The following is a 19,515-nucleotide window of genomic DNA, read 5'->3' as shown; positions in this document are numbered from 1 at the left end:
TGCCATAAAATACTCCTTATATCGATGTTTATAACATCATTTGGGGAGCAAAATATCACTTATAGCTGTTGTTCAAATTTCCTGATCCACCTCTTATATATGTCTCTTTATTTTGTGCATGCTCTTTTTCGAAAGAGCTGTAAGAGTTATTACTCATTTGTTTAAATTAATAGCCATAAGTAAAAGAGCATTAATATCCGTGTTATCAACGCTATCAAATGCCATAACTGTAAATTTATGACGTGGAAAAAAACTATGTAAAAGCTTGGATGCTTCAACTTTATTTCTAGGTTTTAATTGAGCAAGTTTTTTTGAGAACTCTAGCCATTCCTGATCAGTTATGTCTGGAGATACTTTAAAGATGTGAAAAGTAGAAAAAACTTCTTTCTTAAAATCATTAATATTCATATTGCTACTTACTGGTTTGGATTGCTAATAAAAGTAAAAAATTCAAATCTGTATTATCAACTCCAAATCGAGAATGTGTCCCAATAGTTCTGCAGTGAAATCCAATGATCCTTATCCAATCGGCTTGGGTTGGTGTTCTACCACTTCTAACAATTTGGTTGATGTCCGATTTGATAGCTAATATTTGATATGAGTTCGGTTCATTATAAGATAATCCGAATTTTATCTGTAGATGATAAGCTAAGTCTTGGTCAGACATTCTACCCCCCCCCATAAAAACAGTAGTTTAAATATTTATGTTAACAATTATATTTTTAAATTTTACTTATTTGAATCGCCATCATTAATAGAGCATTTAAATCCGTGTTATCGACACTCTCACATGCAATGAAAATAATTTCTTTACTTTCAAACATTTCTAGGAATATGTTTTTTGCTTCTGCTATTGTTTTTGAATTTGAAGCAACAAGTTGCTTAGCAAAAGCTATCCATTCTTCATTTGTGATTGCAGGCGTTGCTTCATAAATATTTAGATCTCGAATTGCTTGTGCTTTAAAACGCTCTAGACTCATTTTCTTTACCTTCTTTAAATACTGCAGATAAATGAAGTATGAGTATTAACAACTTTATGATAAAGATCAAACATTTTATTAAATAGTATTATAAAAGTTTAAGTTCAAGCCGTATTCCTAACCACCTGAATTGACTTAGCTTGCCCTCACCATTATTCTTAGCGTGCTGACCTACATTGTCAGTTGGTTTTGACAGACCAAGCGTATAGCGTATCAGGTACTTATATTCTTCCTGAGTATAAGTCTTGTGCGAAACCTTCTCGTCCCCCTTTGCGGTAGAACGGGAGGGGGACGCGTTCGCGCGTGCTGGTTCTATATGCCCAGTCTGTCAACCCCTTTTCGTTCTGCCACCATAATCAATTGACAGTGATTCGGTAGAACTTCTTATGCATATAGGAGTCCGTCATGGTCATTCAAAACATCCCCTTACTGTACTGAATTCTATTTCAAGCAACTGATTTTTCACCAAGCAGTTGATGGGATTTATTCGTCTCATTTTATTCATTTCCGAACATCTTCCTGACTCGGGAGTATGCGTCGTTGTGTCTTAAATTTTGATTTCAATACAGAACAATACCAGAGGGGAGCTTTATGAAAATTCAAACATTCAGCATGCTTGCTGTATTCCTTTTACCTGTTTTAGCTGCCTGTTCATCTACGGATGCCAAAGACCGTAAAGCCTATATCGAACAATGCATGTATCCAAATACAGCCATTAAAACCGCAGTGGAAAATGAAGAAGCCTGTAGCTGTCGCTATGACAGCATTCGTGAACAATACGGCAAGCCGTTCTTTACTGTACCGATCACCAATGATGAAGACCGACGTCGTTTGGACTTTGCCAGAGGTTATACCGTAGGCAAATGCAGGGGGTAAGAACATGTTCAACAATAAATTACTTCTGATAGTCGCAATTGCTTTGCTTACAGGCTGTAGCTCCAAACAAGAGAAAGCCTGTCAAGAAGAAGCTAATGTGGCTGAAAGCGTGATGCAGGCACGCTTGACCTATGGAGGCTTTGCCGAAGCGACTTACATGCTTGCAGGCGATAACGATGAGCTGAGAGAACAACTCAGACCGATGATTCATGACGCCTTTGAATATGGTCGAGGTGGGACGGCAACTTTCGAAAAAACCAAACAAGTCTTTAAAGATAAATATTACCAACAATGCATGGATAGACCAGCACCTTGATGTGAATGCCTAAGCATAAGGGGAATAGGGGGAGGAGATAAAATGAAAAAGATCATGATGTTGGCAACCATTGCCATGTTCACAGTCGGTTGTGAAAAGCAACCAGAAGCAACACAAGCACAGAATACCGCAGTTAAAACTGAACAAGCCAAACCAGCGGTCAAAGTTGAAAAACTGACTGAGAAAGAATTACAGGACTTAGAGTCTTTAGAAAAATCACCCAGTGAAGAAACGGCAGCTACAGCAGGTTATTACCTGAGTAATTTGGAAGTCACTCCCGTTGCGGAAATACGAGAGTTTATTGCCAAAGGCTGGGATGAATGGGAAACCCTGAATAGACAGGAAGCCGAGAAGGACGCACAACAAACGCCATCCGACCAAGGCGATGCATCCATGCAATACCGCATTGAAATCAAGAATCAGGTCTTTGGTGGAAAGCATGAGGTTGAAACTGCTTATCTACATTTAATTTCATTATCCGATAGCATTACACTGGATCGAGTGGTGGTGAATCGTGGTAACTGTAGAGCCGATTACCGTGATGGTGCCAATCCAATTCTGTACGGGAAATCCATGCGTTTCTTCTTAAATTGTGATCCACGGAATGTCAGAGAGGTGGTTGCAGTACTGAAGGATGGGCGTGAAATTGTGATGTCACCGCAGTAGGCTGAAGGCGATATTTATTCTACATACGAACCACGCACTATACAGTTGAGTCGTTGAAGCATATGAGCATATTGAAAGAAATTTCACTTATATAACATAAAGATGAATCAATACATTGAATGCGTTTATTGAGCCTATTACATAAGGCTTAATAAGCATATTCACAAGACCAATCTAAATCAGGCTGCTGGACTTCATTCCAATCAAGGGATGAAGTCCAGCAACCTTTTTGTTTATAAGGACAAAATCTATGGCACATCAACTTGAACAAATGGCCTATGTTGGCGAAACCCCTTGGCATGGCTTAGGCAACCAGCTCACGCAAAACCAACCAATTGAAGTCTGGGCACAGCAGGCAGGCATGGACTGGCGCATTGAATCCTCCAATGTTAGCTATATGGCACAGAATGAACGTGGGCAAAGCATCATCATGCCTTATGAAGAACAACGAGTGCTATACCGTTCCGATACTCATGCACCACTCTCTGTAGTCAGTCAACGCTATCAAGAGGTGCAACCCATGGAAATCCTAAATTTCTATAAAGACCTGACCGAACAATCAGGCTTTGAATTAGAAACCGCAGGGGTACTTAAAGGTGGCAAGAAATTCTGGGCATTAGCACGAACAGGACAGACTTCAGCACTGAAAGGTAAAGATGTCAGTAATGGCTATATTCTTCTTGCCACCGCTTGTGATGGAACTTTAGCCACTACAGCACAATTCACCAGTATTCGTGTGGTGTGTAATAACACCTTAGCCATTGCTTTAAAAGGACAGAATAGCAGTGCAGGCGTGGTCAAAGTGCCACACAGCACCAAGTTTGATGCCGAGAAAATTAAGCAACAATTGGGTATATCCGTTCGTGTATGGGAAGAGCACATGTATGAAATGAAGCAACTCAGTCAGCGTAAAGTCACTCAACAAGAAGCAGCAGCCTACTTCGATGCTGTATTTAACAATACCAGCTTGAGTATTGCTGAACAGGATGACAGCATTATTCAGTTCTATCGCAATGTTGCCAATCAGGCTGAGACCACAAAAACCGAACCGAATGGACGAGCCATGTCTAAAGTCATGACCATGTTTAATGGGCATGGCCGTGGGGCAGAACTCAGTTCAGCCAAAGATACAGCCTATGGCTTATTGTGCTCGATCACAGAATTTGCTGACCATGAACGTCGAGCCATGAGTCAGGATCATCGACTTGATTCAGCTTGGTTTGGTGCAGGAGCAGGCTTAAAACAACGTGGATTGGAACAGGCTTTAAGGATAATTGCCTAACTTCAATTCATTAACCAACCAATACACCCCAAATACAACAGCAAGCCACATCTTCGGATGTGGCTTTTTTATGCCCGAAATTTACAAAATAGGAAATGATCATGAATACAGCACTAAACACGCCTCTAAATGTAACACCGAATCCAATCGTCAATACCCATGCTAATCGTCCCAAACTGTTTACAGCCAAACGCTTTGTGGATACCAAGAAACTCAGCCAAGCTGAATGGTTAGCAGTACGTCGACAAGGCATCGGCAGTAGTGATTGTGCCGCAGCCTGTGGGCTCAATCCTTATATGTCGATGCTCGAACTATGGATGATCAAAACAGGACGAATTCAACAAAGCATCGAAGATGAAAGTGAAGGGCATGCACCTCTGTACTGGGGCAAACGCCTTGAACCCTTGGTGGCTGAATACTACAGCATGCACACGAACTACAAAGTCCGTCGGGTCAATGCAGTGTTACAACATCCTGAACCTGATAAACATTTCATGCTCGCCAATTTGGATTACTCCGTAACAGGTGATGCCGATGTACAAATCTTGGAATGTAAAACAGCAGGGGAATATGGTGCCAAACTGTGGCGTGATGGTGTGCCTTTATACGTGCTGTGTCAGGTGCAACACCAATTGGCAGTGACAGGCAAGCAAGCTGCACATATCTGCGTCTTAATCTGTGGACATGAAACCCGAATTTTTAAAGTCACTCGCTCTGAATCAGTGATTCAACACATTATCAATGCTGAACGTTACTTTTGGGAATGCGTGGAAAAGGATACGCCACCTGAAGCAGATGCCAGTGAATCGGCAGCCAAAGCTTTACAACTGCTTTATCCCGAACATGTGCCACTCAGCTCCACGGATTTATCCGAAGACGAAAGTGCTAATCAACAGTTTGAGCAACTGCTTCAAGCACGCAATCAAATTGAAAAGCATCAAGAACAATTTGATCTGCTTAAACATCAATTGCAAGCCAAGATGCAACAGGCAGAGCGTGCAACATTCACCAACGGCTCAGTGACGTGGAAGAAGTCTAAAGACTCAATCAGCTTAGATAGCAAGGCTTTACTTAAACAGCATCCTGAATATCTGAATCAATTTCCACAAAGCAAACTAGGTTCACGGCGTTTCAACATCTACAGCAATGATGATTGAAACCGATTTAGCCTAAGCAAAACTTTAACCACTCAACATTAAAACAGACCGCCTAAACATCCCATGCCTCAGCGCATGGGATGTTTTATGTCTATTTCATTTTTAACCAAACAACACAAAACAGTTCCAAACCATACAGCAGCATAGAGGACATTAACATGATCAAAGGTTTAGCGATTACACCACCCATACTTGGACGTATCAGTATCGGTAAGGTGGTCGAAAAGAACGGTAAACGATTGCCCGAAAAGGATGACCAGTTCACGATTACCAGCCAAATCCAAGGCAAAGAAGGATGGGTGAAGCATCCGCTTGATGAACAACTCCGAGTTAAAGCACAAAACCAAAAACTCAGAACCATACCAGTCCGTATGATCTTTAATGATCCTGAATTGAATCTACGTGCAGAGTACAGCTTATTTGACCGCCAAACAGGACGTCCAGTGTGTGTTGGTAATGGTGAAACTTGCCAACGGCTGACCAATCAAGGGATTGAACAACATCCATGTCCATCACCTGACTTATGTCCTTTGGCACAAGGTGGCAACTGTAAACCTTATGGAAGGCTACATGTCAATTTAGATGAATCGGATGAACTGGGTACATTTATCTTTAGAACCACAGGTTTTAACAGCATTCGCACTTTGGCAGCACGACTCAGTTATTACCATGCAGCCTCCAATGGCTTATTGTCCTGCTTACCGTTGCAATTGACCTTAAGAGGTAAATCCACCACACAAAGTTATCGTACACCTGTGTATTACGTGGATTTAACACTACGTGATGGCGTGAATCTGCAACAAGCCATTCAAATGGCAAAGGATATAGATCAGCAAAGCAAAGCTTCTGGATTTAATCAAAGTGCATTGGATGCAATAGCACGGCAGGGTTATGGCAATGCACGGTTTGAGGTGAATTCGGAAGAGGGATTGGATTTGGTGGAGGAGTTTTATGCGGATGAGATTGTTGAGTCTGAGCAGGCACAGCCTGACTCAAAAGCTAAGGCGAAACCTATATTCAATCAAAAGGATGGTTTTGTACAGGATATTCAGAAAGGATTACAGGGGAGTGTGAGGGCGGTGAATTAGATGGGGGTGGACGAGATTGGACTCAGTAAAATTTTATTGGACGGCCCTATTATCTGAGCGAATCACCGCTCGCATCAATGATTAGGAGTCAACATCATGAATGCGTTCACAGGTCAAACCTTTCAGATGAATCAGATTATTAACTTGAAAGAGGTTATGCGAATTACGGGGCTAAGTCGTGCAACGATTTATAACATTATGGATGAGCGTCATAAACAATATGATCCAACATTTCCCAAACAGACGAATTTAACAGTTGGTCGTGTTGGGTGGTCAGCTTGGGAAATCAATCAATGGATTGAATCTAAGTTGGCGAGTCGATAAAAGGTGGGAGCTTCGGCTCCCTTATTTTTTGTAGAAAATGAAATAAAATTTTAAGCTATTCTTCGTATTCATAGAACTCTATGAATTACACTAATTGTAACAATCAATTCTTTTAACTGGATATATCTTTAATCTCCCATATATCTCGATCTATTGTCTTTAGATGTTGTTCAAATCTAGCTTTGTGTATTGCTATACAAAGTAGCTGAGTTGCTCTCGAAAATCCTACATACGCCATTTTTGTTGATTGGATAATTTTATCATGGCTAGTTTTCTGTGTTCCAAGAGTTTGAGGAATTGTTTGTATACCTAAAAACTGATTTCTAAGACGTTCTGACTCATAGTTTCCATACCCTTGATTAAAAAATGATTCTAAATATAGTGTGGCATCATGCGTTTGACCTTTTACTGAATGGACACTGGCTATTTCGATTTTGAGATTATTTTCTTCAATCATATTTGAAACAGAGGAATGATTTTGACTAGATTGATCAAGACCAGTTTTATCATTATTGATAAAATCACTACATTTTGGAGAAAGCCTATGATTTTCTTTAAAATAAGAAATGAATACAGGAATATAAGTTTGTAAGTCAGACAAAGCTTGATTTTTTTCATTTCTAACTACTTTTAAACAACATTGATATACTTTTAAGTTTAGATCTGAATAATTTAGCTCTGAGTTTACCTTTAAGTGGTTAATTAAATTTGAAATGGTATAAAGACGATTTTCATTTGTCGAAATATTTTCAATTCTTAAAACCTTAAGTAGAGCATGAAAAATATTTTTTCTAATCATAGATAAAGTAGTATGTTTTTTATCATAAAAATGAATATAACTTTTTAAGCATTTGTAGTCTTCTTTAGGTTTCTGCTCATTTTTTTTAAAAGCTTGGTGATAATCTTCTAATCTAAGCTTAGTGAGATTAGAGCGGCTATCTTCATCATCTTTCCAATTGGTATTCCAACTTATGACTTTTATTTCTAGAGGCTTGTCTTGAAGACAGTTTAGTTCACCAGAACCTTTATATTGTTGCACAAGTTGAGAAAAATAAGGGATTACGTTCTTAATAGATGAATCTGAAAATAATAATATATGTGGTTTAAGCTGGCATTCATTCATGCCTTGAATATCCGTACAATGTTCTGGATACAGTGCAAAATTTTTAACAATATTTGCGATTGGTCTACTTAAACGTTGGCTATTTGAAAGGTGAAGAACATTGCCTCTATCTTGCCAAATTGATTCAGCTTTTATTGAATTATAAATAGATTGATTTTTGTCTCCAATTCTTTGAATTATAGTATTTGTATCATTATTTTCTGTAAATATCTTTTCAATAAGCTCATATTGGTGAGTATCCATATCTTGCATTTCATCAATAAATACATATTGAAATCTTTTATTAATAATTTTGTGGATAATTGGATAATTACTTAGATATTTTTGTGCTAAAGCATAGCAATCACCAAAGCTAAGAATGCCAGTTTTTAGTAAATTAATTTTTATGGTTGCTAATTCTTTATATGTATTTGTATGGCTACCAATTTTGGGAATAGTTACTTCGTCATTACTCCAAAAATGTTGCAAAATTTGTTTATTACTTATAAATGAATTACTTAATATATCAATATAATTTATGCTGCGTTTTGAAAGAGCTATTTTTGTATTGTATGAAAGAGCAAATTCTATTTGTTCTGCATATATTTCATTATCAATACGTAGAGGTTTTTTCTTAAGTTTAAAAAGATAATAAGGGATAGCTAAAAATTCATTTACGAAACTTTGTATTGTTCCAATAAAGTGAGGATAACGAAAAAGTTTTGGGCAGTATTGATGAATTCTTTCTTTAATTTCATCCACTGCTGCATTGGTATGAGATAAAACTAAAATTCCTGAACCATCAGATAAAGGGAGCTTAGTTTCTAAAATTAATAGTTTTGCCAAAAGAGCTGTTGTTTTTCCACTGCCAGGAACTGCTTGTAAATCTATCGTAGATAAATTACAGATAAATTTACGTCGTTCATCATCAAAAGTTTTGCCTTGAGGTAATAAAATATTTTCAGCGTATCGTATATCTTCATCTGTGATTTCAACTGTTTGTGACATATCGAATCGCCTCGATTAAATAATAAATACTGTCTGTCGAATCTGTTTCGTGTAAATTTATAGTTCTAACAGGTTTTTCTTTTTTCATTTCCACATCTAAATCATGTGCTAAACGATAAGCTATTTCTGTTTTTTTTAGTCCTTGGTTAATTAATTTTTTAGCAAGCTCTAATTCAAAATTACTATCCCACGAAGTTTTAGTATGAATTGCTTTAGCATGTATTTGAAATGAGGATGTAAGTTTTTTGGATTTAAAAATAGAATATTCTAAAGTCCATTGCTCAGCAGCATAATATTTAACATTTTGATTCGATTTTTCATTAATTTCTTTAAGTTTATTTGCAATTTCACTTCCTAGTACTTTAGAAGATTTGGGATTGTAGTCTTCGCCAACTTTTTCATAAGTTCTTACATCGGAATCTGTAATCACTGCAACAGGAATAGTCATATGAGGTTCTTGCTTTCGAAGAAAAATATCGACAAAGTGTTGAAAACCAACACCACCAATATTTACGACAGATATTCCTTTGGCTGTTAAATCTATTTCTATAGCTTTAGCGAAACTTGGAATTAGAATTTCTTCAGCCCATCCCTCTACTAGAATCACTCCTTTAGCAAAGAACAGGTTTGACTTAGTGGTGTCGAGAAATTTTTCTAGATATTTATAACTATCAGGCTTTAGCATTGTGTATTCTTTCCCTAAAGGAAAAGCATTGCCTTTATTACAGAGAATTAAATTTTCTAATTTGACTTTCGAGGCTAAATTTGGACTATGGGTTGAAAGAATGAGTTGAATTTGTTTTTGTTGTTGTAATGCTTCAATCACTTGCATCTGAGCCTGAGGATGCAGATGTGCTTCTAACTCTTCAATCAATCCTAAACGTAAACCATGCCAATCCTCTTTATTTAAGTGAAGTAATTCTGCTGCCATAAAAAGTCGATTTAAAGTACCTAGACCTACATTTCTCTGAGACTCTAAAAAAAGAGAAAATTTTTCTAAAATGCTTTTTAATTCTGTGGATGAAACATTAAATTCTGTAAAAATCTCATCGTTATAAAATTTTTTGATGTAACCATCAATTTTCTCTTTAATTATTTTTCCATCTTCATATGTTTCAGTTGTTTTTTTACCATCTTTATCAATAAAACTTATTTCCTCTCCTTTAAAATATTTTTTTAAATTTGTATTCAGACCTTCAAACATATGAACGAGTTCATGATTTTGATCTTTGTTTTTAAAAGTAGGATCGCCTAATAAAATTTGAGAAAGTCGAGAATTTCGTTTTGAGATCAACTCATTTTCAGCATCTCTTAAAGGTCTTAAATATGTTGTTTTCAGATATTCTTTGGCTTCAGCTGTTAATAGATAGCCTTCTGAGTCTGCACCAGCCTTTACATCTGATGGATTAATTTTGTTTTTATTACGCGTAACATCATAATTTAACTTTAAAAATGTTTGGGTATCAGCTCCAGTACCTTTCCATCCTAACCATTCTGTAAAATTTTTAGCTTCATCATCAGTTAAGCCACAAAATTCAAGCTCAATTCTAAATCGTGTAGAGCCATCAAAAAAATCTTTATCTTCTACCTTGATGTAATCGTAGCTATGAGTTTTTAAAACCAATTTAATGGCATCTATTATTGCAGTTTTTCCAGAATCATTTTCACCAATTAGCACATTAAGACCTTTGGTAAAGTTAAGGTCTAAATTAGGTTTTGTTAGATCAAATGTAGTGGCAACTTCACCATATTTTCTAAAGTTCCAAAGTTTTATGTTTGATAAGTACATAAGTTATGCTATTTAAAGTCAGTAAATTCTTGTATAAATTATTTATATCATAAGTTTGTGATTTTAAAAATAAATCCATTATGAACTTAGTCCCCCTTAGCTTTTTTATTCTATTAGGATTGCATTAATAATTACGAGATTTGATTCATTTACTCCCCCTCAAAGCCCCCGTTAATTAGCCTTTTTATTTGAGTGAGCTAGTATTAGTTTATTTTTTATGACGAAGCCTTCAATTCATCACAATAATCCGCCCATCTCTGCATCATCTCTTTTCTCTTCTCTAAATGCTTAGTACGGTTATAAGCACGACCATGCATATCTTTTACCTGATGGGCAAGCTGTTGCTCAATCAATTCAATCGGAAATTCTAAAACTTCTTCTAAAATTGTACGCGCAGAAGCACGAAAACCATGTCCACATGCTTGTTCACTGGTATAACCTAAGCGGCGTAAAGCTTGATTAATGGTATTTTCTGACATGGGCTTTAAGTTGGAAGTGATTGCAGGAAATACATACTCACTTCTAGCTTTTGTTATTTGAGCAAGTTCTGAAAGCAAATGAATGACTTGCGTTGATAGAGGGACAATGTGCTGGACACCTGTCTTTGATTTTGTTTTTGGAGGGGTATAACTCCACAAGCCTTTTTGAAGGTCGATATCTTGCCACTTAGCATGTCTTAATTCGCCTGGGCGAACAAAAACTAGAGGAGCAATACGTAGAGCATATCGAGTGATTACTGAACCTTCGTAATGATCAATGTCTCGTAAGAGTAAGGCAAAATCTTTAGGTTCTACCAAAGCGGCCATATGTGTCACTTTGGGAGGGGAGATGGCTCCCTTTAAATCTTGAGTAACATCACGCTCACAAAATCCAATAGAAACCGCGTAGCGCAGAACTTGACCACATTTCACTTTGACCTTTTAAGCTGTTTCTAATTTGCCTTCTTTTTCATAAATTCGACAAACCTTCAGGATATCCATGGCTTTAATCTCATGTATTGGGATTTTACCAATATGCTGATTGATTACTTCTAATAAGCGTTGTTGCCCTTTAATCGTTGATTCAGCAAAGTCTTGCTTTGCCATCCACTCATTTGAAATATTTTGGAAAGTATTATTATTCGTATTTAATATCTCATTCTCAATTCTAACTTTTTCAACATGTGGGTCGATATTTTGAGAGAGAAGGGTACGGGCTTCTTCACGTCTAATTCTTGCATCAGCTAGAGTGACTGTTGGATAGGAACCAAAGCTTAAGGAATTTCTTTTTTTGGTATAGGGGCGTGAGTAGTCAAATCTCCAGCTCTTATCCCCAGTCTTAGAGATAATCAAAAATAAACCATTACCATCGGCAAGCTTCTGAACTTTTGTAGAGTCTGCTTTGATAGTTTTAATCTTGGTATCTGTAAGTGGTATAACTATTTTTGGCCTTTTTACGGTAAGAGTTTTTGCGGTAGTACATCTTACCGTAAAAATTACCGCAAAAAAATATGTATTAAGTTGGAAATTTATAGACTAAATTAGATTTGATTTTAATTAAATATTTGAATTTAATGTATGTTTTATTTTTGGGTGGAATGTTTTATATCAAAATAAACCATAAAATGGTGCGCCCTGCGGGACTCGAACCCACGTCGGTCGCTTAGGAGGCAACTGCTCTATCCAGTTAAGCTAAGGGCGCATAATTAAATGATTATAAACAAAAAAGTGATTGCCTTAGCAATCACTTTTTGATGAAACCGACTAGCTGTATTTAGCTCTTATTTTTCAAATTTAAAACACGATAGAGCACAAACATTAGAACGATCCAAATAGGAATCATGAGCACAGATTCTTTAAAACCTTGCTGCCACATGATGTAAAGTACAACCGCAATAAATGCGAGTACAAGATAATTGCTGAATGGTGACCATAAAGCAGGGAAGCTCGTTGTTAATGCTTTTTGTTTGACCATCGCTTTAAATTTCAAATGAGTCAAACTGATCATTGCCCAGTTTAAAACTAAAGCACCCACAACCACATACATCAAATGACCTAAGGCATCTTCTGGTACGAAGTAGTTTAAAAGTACACATCCGAAGATGAGCAATGCTGAAAGCAATACGGCTGGAACAGGAACACCTTGTTTATTCACTTTAGCAAATACTTTAGGTGCATTACCTTGTTCAGCTAAACCAAACAACATGCGGCTGTTTGCATACATACCACTGTTATATACAGATAATGCTGCGGTTAAGATAATGAAGTTAAGTAGGTGAGCAGCCCAACCAATTCCCATTTGACTGAAAATCATTACAAATGGGCTTTTATCTAAGCCACCTAAATCAAGCTGATTCCAAGGCACAAGTGATAATAAAATTGTGAGTGAACCGATGTAGAAAATCAGAATACGGAACACAACTTGGTTGATCGCTTTAGGAATCGTTTTCTTTGGATCATTGGCTTCAGCCGCTGCCATACCGATTAATTCAATACCACCAAATGCAAACATCAAGAATGCCAGCATGAAGAATAGACCTTCAAACCCATTCGGGAAGAATCCACCATGACTCCAAAGGTTGGTAAATGAAGCCGTAGAGTTGGCATCCGCAGTGAACAGCAAGAACAGACCAAATAAAATCATCGCTATAACAGCGGTGACTTTAATAATGGCTAACCAAAATTCTGACTCACCATAGAATTTTACATTGGTGAGATTGATCGCTGTAATAATCACAAAGAAGAATAAAACTGACTGCCATGCAGCAATATGAGGCCACCAGTAATTGATATATTTTGCGACTGCCGTGAGCTCACTCATCGCAACGAGGATATACAATATCCAATAATTCCAACCTGATAAAAAGCCTGGAAATTTACCCCAATATTGATATGCAAAATGACTAAATGAACCTGCTACAGGTTCTTCTACGATCATTTCACCGAGTTGACGCATGATTAAAAAAGCAATCAAACCGCCAATCGCATAACCCAAAATAATAGATGGTCCAGCAGACTGGATCACCTGTGCAGAACCTAAAAATAAGCCCGTACCAATTGCTCCACCCATCGCAATGAGCTGGATATGGCGGTTTTTTAGTCCACGCTGAAGTTGAGAAGAATCGTTGTTCAAAGGACTGAGCTCGACGATGAATAAGTGGATTATTCTAATAGATTGCAGGATTTTCGCCTAGTAAAAGTACAGGCAGGCTATGACTGTAAAGTGGTTTTTAAAAGTTATTTAAAATCCTATATTTGAATGAGTGGTAAAATAAATATTGATTTATATTTGTACGCTTGAAAGGCAACTTTGTTTTCTAACCATGTTTGTTGGCTTTCGTGCTATTGTTAAATCATGCTGATATACCCAATATAAACAACATATTTTGCTAACGATAATTTGCCTAAAAAACCATTGGTCGTATGGCATTTTTGACTGCTGTGCAGTAACGTTGAACACAAAACCTAGCTGCACCAAAACATGATAAAAGGATGAAATTGACATGAGCTCAGTACCGCAAATCAAAGTCCCAGCAACCTATATGCGTGGTGGTACAAGTAAGGGGGTGTTTTTCAAGCTGGATGATTTGCCTGAAGCGGCACAGGTGGCAGGAAAGGCACGTGATCAACTTCTTCTTCGTGTGATTGGCAGTCCAGACCCTTATGGCAAGCAAATTGATGGCATGGGTGGTGCAACTTCAAGTACCAGCAAAACCGTGATTTTGGCAAAAAGTGCACAACCAGAACATGATGTCGATTATTTATTTGGACAGGTTTCGATTGACCAGCCATTTGTGGACTGGAGTGGTAACTGTGGCAACCTCACCGCAGCAGTCGGTTCATTTGCCATTTCCAATGGTTTGGTTGATGCAGAACGTATTCCTGAAAATGGTATTTGTACGGTACGCATCTGGCAGAAAAATATACAAAAAACCATTATTGCGCATGTGCCAGTAACCAATGGTCAGGTACAGGAAACAGGTGACTTTGAACTGGATGGCGTGACCTTTCCAGCAGCGGAAGTGCAGATTGAATTTTTAGACCCTGCCGATGATGGTGAAGAGGGTGGTGATATGTTCCCTACAGGCAATGTGGTGGATCAGCTTGAAGTACCTGAGATTGGTACATTTCAGGCCACCTTTATCAATGCGGGTATTCCAACCATTTTCCTGAATGCGGAAGATATTGGCTATCAGGGTACAGAATTGCAGGATCATATCAATGGTGATAACGCTGCTTTGGCACGTTTTGAAAAAATCCGTGCCTATGGCGCGCTACAAATGCGCTTAATAAAAGATATTTCTGAAGCGGCTGCCCGTCAGCATACGCCTAAAATTGCCTTTGTTTCTCAGCCGAAAGCCTATACCTCTTCAAGTGGTAAAACCGTTGAGGCGGCTGATGTGGATTTATTGGTGCGTGCCTTGTCGATGGGTAAGCTGCACCACGCCATGATGGGCACAGCCGCAGTTGCAATTGGTACGGCAGCAGCCATTCCAGGAACGTTGGTGAATCTGGCAGCAGGCGGTGGTGAGCGTGAAGCGGTTCGTTTTGGTCATCCATCAGGGACATTGCGTGTTGGCGCTCAAGCTGAGTTGATTGATGGCAAATGGGCCGTGAAAAAAGCCATTATGAGCCGTAGCGCACGTGTGTTAATGGAAGGTTGGGTGCGTGTACCAGGTGATACGTTCTAAATTATCCCAGTAAATCTCTTGATAGAGTCTCCTTTTGGAGGCTTTATTATTTTGAATAAGTTAAAAATACAAACACAATTTCCTGAGATAAATAATGGTATGATGTCGCCATTCTGACAGGTCCTGTCTTTATCCTTATCATTCAAGCTTCCAGAGGCAATTGTGTCATCTATTTCTCAAGTTAATGCGGATGTTTTACAACAAGCTCAACAACGTATTCAACAGGATTTATTGACAGCATTGGCTGCATTCTCCATTCCAGAACCGTTAAAGGCCGCTGTGCATCATGCCGTGATGCTAGGGGGAAAGCGTGTTCGTCCTGCATTGTGTTATGCGGCTGCCTCATTGCAACCCAACCCTTATTTTGCGGCCGCCCGCCGTGCGGCCGTTGCGGTTGAGTTGATCCACTGCTACTCATTGGCACATGATGACTTACCCTGTATGGATAATGATTTGCTGCGTCGTGGGCAGCCAACTTGCCATGTTGCATTTGGTGAGAACACTGCCTTGTTGGCAGGTGACATCTTGCAATCCATGGCATTTGAAATTCTGGGAAGCCGTTTGTTTGATGAACAGGGGCAGGGAACTGATGCTACAATTGTACTGAAGCAAATGCAGATTTTAGCCACCGCCAGTTCAAAAATGGTCTGTGGTCAGGTACTGGATTTACAGGCTGAAGGCAAACAGGTCGATCAGGCTGAACTGGAAAATATTCACCGTAATAAAACAGGTGCCTTGATTCAGGCCGCGATTATGATGGGTGCAGTGACAATTTTTGCAGGTACGGATCAGGCGATTCCAAAGTTGCGCCAGTTTGGGCAAAGCATTGGTTTGGCTTTTCAGGTTCAGGATGACATTCTGGATATTACCGCCAGCACTGAAACATTAGGTAAAACTGCGGGTAAGGATGAGCAGGTACAAAAATCGACTTATCCAGCCTTAATGGGTTTGGAAAAAGCTCAAGCCTATGCGCAAACCCTGCATGATCAGGCATTTGAAGCATTGGGCTATTTTGGTGATGATGCCAAAGAGCTGGTGGCAATTGCACAGTTTTTACTGGCACGAAAAAGTTAATGACAGGAACAGCATCATAATGAATATTAAAACTTTACGTTTCGTGGGTACGCTTGAGGGAATCAGTTTCCTGTTATTGCTTGGTGTTGCGATGCCGATTAAATATATTTGGGATAATCCTGTTTTTGTCAAATACATTGGTATGGGACATGGAGTACTGTTCTTGTTGTTTTTAGCGGTCTTGCTGGTTGTTTGTCACCGTATGAAATGGTCACTGAGTATTTTTAACATGGGGTTGATTGCTGCGATCCTACCTTTTGGCCCTTTTATTTTTGATCGTAAAATTAAGAAATTAGCTGAGCAATAAATATCAACTACACAGCTTAGATGGTATTTGCTCAATAAAAAAACGCACCATCTTTAGAGATAGTACGTTTTTTTTATAACTAAAAATTAATGCTTACCCATAATCCCACGAATTGCATTCAGTACATCAGCAGGCAATACCACTGTTTTTGAATTACTTGATTTGGATAAATCCTGCATGGCTTTCACATATTGTTCACCCAATAGGTAGGCAACAGGAATTTCTTTATCTCCCACAGCACTGGTGACCATTTCAATGGCACGTTGTGAGGCTTCAGCAAGTACCACTTGCGCTTCTGCATCACGACGGGAGGCTTCCAGACGACCTTCTGCACTTAAAATAGCTGCCTGTTTTTCACCATCTGCCTTGGTTACAGCAGCACGACGTTGACGCTCTGCTGCCGCTTGTTCTTCCATTGCAGCCTGCATGGTGTGAGATGGCTGGATATCCTGAATTTCAACGGTTTTGAGCGTGATTCCCCAGTCTGAAATATCATCAGAAATCGCGGCTTTTAATTTCGCCTTGATATGGTCACGGGAAGACAGCGCATCGTCCAGGTCCATTTCACCCACGATGGAACGTAGTGAAGTTTGAACAAGGTTTTGAATTGCCCATGTATAGTTTTCAATGCCATACACCGCTTTTTCAGGTGTGGTCAGGTTGATATAGGCAACTGCATTCATCACCAAGACCGCATTGTCGCGTGTAATCACTTCCTGTGAAGGAATATCCAGCACAATATCCTTGGTGGTGATTTTATAAGCCACTTCATCAACATATGGAATGACAAAATTCAGGCCAGGACTCAACGTAGTATGATATTTACCTAAACGTTGTACAATCCATTTATAACCCTGGGGAACAATACGAACCCCTTTAAAAATGGTTATACCAATAAAGACCAAAAGAGCTAAAACAATAATCGCTCCAGCAGACATATCAAAACCCTCTTTGTTATGAAATATTACTACTATGTGGTTGGACCACTAAATCATTACCTAGAATATCAACGACCCGAACACGGTCACCGACTTGAACAGCCGTTGTGGTTCGGCAATTCCATTCATCTGAGCCCAAAACAGGCATTGGAAAGCGTACAATGATCTGATCATGGTCAAGCCCAGTACGGATGACCATACCCACTTGTCCAATCGTGGCTTCCCGTGGTAATCCTGCCTTGGTTTTATCAGTCGAGAGTGGCTTGATAAACTTGAACCAGAGTATCGTACATAAAATAGATAAAATTCCCCAGGTCACCACTTGGGTGGTAAAGCCCATCATTGGGAAAAGCCACAGTAAAATACATACCATGACTGCTGCTATGCCAAACCATAATGCGGCAAAAGCAGGCAAAATCAACTCTGAAAGAATCAGTAAAATCCCTAATACGAACCAGTGCCAAGGTTCAACTACAAACTCCATAGATTTGCTCGCATCATTAAACTGAGTGGAGGTGAAAAAATATTCACTTTCCCCACTCTAGCAGATGATTATCTTTATGAATATAAAAAGATTGTTTTTTTAGGATGTGGGGAAAATGCGAGCTGGAAAGCTTACTTATAGAGCAAGCATTTTTGAAATGCACACCACCCCTTAATATTGTTTTTTTAGAATTTAGCCCGAGGCGCTGGCTGTAATGCAGCAGGGGATTTCTTAAAATCAGTAATGGCTTTTTGAATGGCAACGATTTTACCCTGAGCCGCTCTTTCACCCTCTAAAATCGCTTCATTACTTGATTTAAGATCAAGCACACCAAGATGACCAACTTTAGGCTGAATCACGACGTTTGCCTGATTCAGCTCCTCATTAATACTTTGCTGTCCCATAATATTAATGGTTTGGTCGAGCAATCCCCACATACTCAGTGGTTTGTCACCCGTTGGACGGGCTGAAATATCCACCGCAATCACAAGATCAGCACCCATATCCTTTGCTGTTTTGACTGGAATTGGACTGACCAAGCCACCATCGACATATTTGGTATTGCCAATCACAGTGGGTACAAAAACGTTCGGAATACTACAGGATGCACGTACTGCCTGACCTGCATTGCCCTTAATAAATTCAGCCTTTTTACCATTATCCAAACGGGTGGCAACCGCAGCAAAACGTTTTGGAAACTGTTCAATTGGTTTATTGCCCACCTGAGCATTGACGTAGTTCTGTAATTTTTGCCCTGCAATAAAGCCCTGACTATTGAGAGTTAAATCACGCAGATCAGACTCTTGCAGCTTTAGGGCAAGGTTTTGCATTTGATAAGGTGTTTGACCGCTTGCATAGATACTGCCCACAAAGCTGCCTGCACTGGTGCCTGTCACAATCTTGGCCTTAATCCCATGTGATTCCAGCACCTTGATCACACCAATATGGGCAAAACCCTTGGCCCCGCCACCACCCAACGCCAGTGCGATCACAGGTTCACGGGCCTTGATTGCTGTTGTAGGCGGTGTTTTTTTTGCAGTCTGATCACAACCAAATAAAGCCAGGCTAACTAATGCCAGGCAAGACAGTCGAGCAATTTTCATATTAAATACAGATAAAGTGTACAAAAAGATGGGCACATCAGAGCAGATTTGCCCTTAATTTTCTAGTTTTTTTTCACAAGTTTTTGTAAGGTTTCAGCCAGCTAGTGTGGATTCTTTGGTGAGAAATGGCCCTCATAACATTTCATAATTTTTCAAGGTCTTGCTGGTAGTGTCCTGTCGTGGTGAATGCGCCCAGACTATAGATGGTCTTGTGCTCATAATCGAAAGAAAATATCACAATCGGTACACCAGCGGCATGGGCAATATGATAAAAGCCACTTTTCATCCCTGACCAATGAAAAGTTTTCTGCACAATGCACGACTATACGCTCTGCCACGTTGCGGAACTAAG

Annotated in this window: 18 protein-coding genes, 1 tRNA gene and 2 pseudogenes; 10 read left to right on the top strand and 11 right to left on the bottom strand. The window is 39.1% G+C overall.

What is annotated here, in order from left to right; translation table 11 throughout:
* Positions 1–153: 153 nt before the first annotated feature.
* Positions 154–408, bottom strand: coding sequence for a hypothetical protein (locus tag F988_RS05360; RefSeq protein ID WP_004681590.1), 255 nt, complete (start codon positions 406–408; stop codon positions 154–156).
* A 314-nt stretch (positions 409–722) separates the two neighbouring features.
* A complete protein-coding gene (locus tag F988_RS05350; RefSeq protein ID WP_004681588.1) occupies positions 723–980 on the bottom strand; it encodes a hypothetical protein in 258 nt (85 codons plus the stop codon).
* 591 nt (positions 981–1,571) lie between these two features.
* On the opposite strand from F988_RS05350, the gene F988_RS05345 reads away from it, so the two are divergent.
* The 7 genes from F988_RS05345 to F988_RS05315 all read left to right on the top strand — a co-directional run bounded on the left by F988_RS05345 (position 1,572) and on the right by F988_RS05315 (position 6,689).
* Complete coding sequence (locus tag F988_RS05345) at positions 1,572–1,856, top strand: hypothetical protein (protein ID WP_004681585.1); 285 nt, start codon at positions 1,572–1,574, stop codon at positions 1,854–1,856.
* 4 nt (positions 1,857–1,860) lie between these two features.
* The gene (locus tag F988_RS05340; RefSeq protein ID WP_004681584.1) at positions 1,861–2,172 is read left to right on the top strand and encodes a hypothetical protein; all 312 of its coding nucleotides are present in this window, start codon (positions 1,861–1,863) and stop codon (positions 2,170–2,172) included.
* A gap of 42 nt (positions 2,173–2,214) precedes the next feature.
* Positions 2,215–2,838 (top strand): hypothetical protein, encoded by a 624-nt coding sequence (locus tag F988_RS05335; protein WP_004681582.1) that lies wholly within the window; start codon positions 2,215–2,217, stop codon positions 2,836–2,838.
* A gap of 250 nt (positions 2,839–3,088) precedes the next feature.
* Positions 3,089–4,120, top strand: coding sequence for a DUF932 domain-containing protein (locus F988_RS05330; protein ID WP_004681580.1), 1,032 nt, complete (start codon positions 3,089–3,091; stop codon positions 4,118–4,120).
* Between the two features lie 101 nt (positions 4,121–4,221).
* Positions 4,222–5,277, top strand: a complete 1,056-nt coding sequence (locus tag F988_RS05325; protein WP_004681579.1) for a YqaJ viral recombinase family nuclease — start codon at positions 4,222–4,224, stop codon at positions 5,275–5,277.
* Positions 5,278–5,435: 158 nt separating this feature from the next.
* A complete protein-coding gene (locus F988_RS05320; protein WP_004681578.1) occupies positions 5,436–6,365 on the top strand; it encodes a recombination directionality factor in 930 nt (309 codons plus the stop codon).
* A 96-nt stretch (positions 6,366–6,461) separates the two neighbouring features.
* Positions 6,462–6,689 (top strand): helix-turn-helix transcriptional regulator, encoded by a 228-nt coding sequence (locus F988_RS05315; protein ID WP_004681576.1) that lies wholly within the window; start codon positions 6,462–6,464, stop codon positions 6,687–6,689.
* Between the two features lie 112 nt (positions 6,690–6,801).
* Here the strand turns inward: F988_RS05315 and F988_RS05310 are convergent, their stop codons facing one another.
* The 5 genes and pseudogenes from F988_RS05310 to F988_RS05290 form a co-directional block, all read right to left on the bottom strand.
* Positions 6,802–8,799 (bottom strand): UvrD-helicase domain-containing protein, encoded by a 1,998-nt coding sequence (locus F988_RS05310; protein WP_004681574.1) that lies wholly within the window; start codon positions 8,797–8,799, stop codon positions 6,802–6,804.
* Complete coding sequence (locus F988_RS05305) at positions 8,783–10,588, bottom strand: ATP-dependent nuclease (RefSeq protein WP_004681573.1); 1,806 nt, start codon at positions 10,586–10,588, stop codon at positions 8,783–8,785. The genes F988_RS05310 and F988_RS05305 overlap by 17 nt, the downstream gene beginning before the upstream one ends.
* Positions 10,589–10,803: 215 nt before the next feature.
* Positions 10,804–12,063, bottom strand: a pseudogene (locus tag F988_RS05300) (tyrosine-type recombinase/integrase).
* A 129-nt stretch (positions 12,064–12,192) separates the two neighbouring features.
* Positions 12,193–12,268 (bottom strand) — tRNA-Arg (locus tag F988_RS05295).
* A 72-nt stretch (positions 12,269–12,340) separates the two neighbouring features.
* Positions 12,341–13,699: an amino acid permease gene (locus F988_RS05290; RefSeq protein WP_004681568.1), complete on the bottom strand. Its 1,359-nt coding sequence runs from the start codon at positions 13,697–13,699 to the stop codon at positions 12,341–12,343.
* Between the two features lie 370 nt (positions 13,700–14,069).
* Here F988_RS05290 and prpF point away from each other — a divergent pair, with 370 nt between their 5' ends.
* From prpF to F988_RS05275, 3 genes are all read left to right on the top strand, one after another.
* Positions 14,070–15,257 (top strand): 2-methylaconitate cis-trans isomerase PrpF, encoded by a 1,188-nt coding sequence (gene prpF / locus F988_RS05285; RefSeq protein ID WP_004681566.1) that lies wholly within the window; start codon positions 14,070–14,072, stop codon positions 15,255–15,257.
* A gap of 162 nt (positions 15,258–15,419) precedes the next feature.
* A complete protein-coding gene (locus F988_RS05280; RefSeq protein ID WP_004681565.1) occupies positions 15,420–16,331 on the top strand; it encodes a polyprenyl synthetase family protein in 912 nt (303 codons plus the stop codon).
* Positions 16,332–16,350: 19 nt separating this feature from the next.
* Positions 16,351–16,638 carry a DUF3817 domain-containing protein gene (locus F988_RS05275; protein WP_004681563.1) on the top strand — a complete coding sequence of 96 codons (288 nt, stop codon included), beginning with the start codon at positions 16,351–16,353 and terminating at the stop codon, positions 16,636–16,638.
* An 86-nt stretch (positions 16,639–16,724) separates the two neighbouring features.
* On the opposite strand, the gene F988_RS05270 is transcribed toward F988_RS05275, so the two are convergent.
* From F988_RS05270 to F988_RS14145, 4 genes and pseudogenes are all read right to left on the bottom strand, one after another.
* Positions 16,725–17,576, bottom strand: a complete 852-nt coding sequence (locus F988_RS05270) for an SPFH domain-containing protein (RefSeq protein WP_004675007.1) — start codon at positions 17,574–17,576, stop codon at positions 16,725–16,727.
* A gap of 16 nt (positions 17,577–17,592) precedes the next feature.
* The gene (locus F988_RS05265) at positions 17,593–18,060 is read right to left on the bottom strand and encodes an NfeD family protein (RefSeq protein ID WP_004675003.1); all 468 of its coding nucleotides are present in this window, start codon (positions 18,058–18,060) and stop codon (positions 17,593–17,595) included.
* Between the two features lie 185 nt (positions 18,061–18,245).
* Positions 18,246–19,163 (bottom strand): patatin-like phospholipase family protein, encoded by a 918-nt coding sequence (locus F988_RS05260; RefSeq protein ID WP_004681561.1) that lies wholly within the window; start codon positions 19,161–19,163, stop codon positions 18,246–18,248.
* Positions 19,164–19,264: 101 nt separating this feature from the next.
* Positions 19,265–19,449: pseudogene (locus tag F988_RS14145) on the bottom strand (hypothetical protein); the annotation flags it as partial.
* Positions 19,450–19,515 lie beyond the last annotated feature (66 nt).

The organism is Acinetobacter parvus DSM 16617 = CIP 108168 (assembly GCF_000368025.1).
Lineage (GTDB): Bacteria > Pseudomonadota > Gammaproteobacteria > Pseudomonadales > Moraxellaceae > Acinetobacter > Acinetobacter parvus.
Note: the sequence above shows the minus strand (reverse complement) of the source record. Positions and strands in the feature narration are given on the sequence as shown.

Coding starts and splice junctions, on each gene's coding strand:
- F988_RS05360 (WP_004681590.1), bottom strand. CDS start 408: ATGAATATTAATGATTTTAAGAAAGAAGTTTTTTCTACTTTTCACATC.
- F988_RS05350 (WP_004681588.1), bottom strand. CDS start 980: ATGAGTCTAGAGCGTTTTAAAGCACAAGCAATTCGAGATCTAAATATT.
- F988_RS05345 (WP_004681585.1), top strand. CDS start 1,572: ATGAAAATTCAAACATTCAGCATGCTTGCTGTATTCCTTTTACCTGTT.
- F988_RS05340 (WP_004681584.1), top strand. CDS start 1,861: ATGTTCAACAATAAATTACTTCTGATAGTCGCAATTGCTTTGCTTACA.
- F988_RS05335 (WP_004681582.1), top strand. CDS start 2,215: ATGAAAAAGATCATGATGTTGGCAACCATTGCCATGTTCACAGTCGGT.
- F988_RS05330 (WP_004681580.1), top strand. CDS start 3,089: ATGGCACATCAACTTGAACAAATGGCCTATGTTGGCGAAACCCCTTGG.
- F988_RS05325 (WP_004681579.1), top strand. CDS start 4,222: ATGAATACAGCACTAAACACGCCTCTAAATGTAACACCGAATCCAATC.
- F988_RS05320 (WP_004681578.1), top strand. CDS start 5,436: ATGATCAAAGGTTTAGCGATTACACCACCCATACTTGGACGTATCAGT.
- F988_RS05315 (WP_004681576.1), top strand. CDS start 6,462: ATGAATGCGTTCACAGGTCAAACCTTTCAGATGAATCAGATTATTAAC.
- F988_RS05310 (WP_004681574.1), bottom strand. CDS start 8,799: ATGTCACAAACAGTTGAAATCACAGATGAAGATATACGATACGCTGAA.
- F988_RS05305 (WP_004681573.1), bottom strand. CDS start 10,588: ATGTACTTATCAAACATAAAACTTTGGAACTTTAGAAAATATGGTGAA.
- prpF (WP_004681566.1), top strand. CDS start 14,070: ATGAGCTCAGTACCGCAAATCAAAGTCCCAGCAACCTATATGCGTGGT.
- F988_RS05275 (WP_004681563.1), top strand. CDS start 16,351: ATGAATATTAAAACTTTACGTTTCGTGGGTACGCTTGAGGGAATCAGT.
- F988_RS05270 (WP_004675007.1), bottom strand. CDS start 17,576: ATGTCTGCTGGAGCGATTATTGTTTTAGCTCTTTTGGTCTTTATTGGT.
- F988_RS05265 (WP_004675003.1), bottom strand. CDS start 18,060: ATGGAGTTTGTAGTTGAACCTTGGCACTGGTTCGTATTAGGGATTTTA.
- F988_RS05260 (WP_004681561.1), bottom strand. CDS start 19,163: ATGAAAATTGCTCGACTGTCTTGCCTGGCATTAGTTAGCCTGGCTTTA.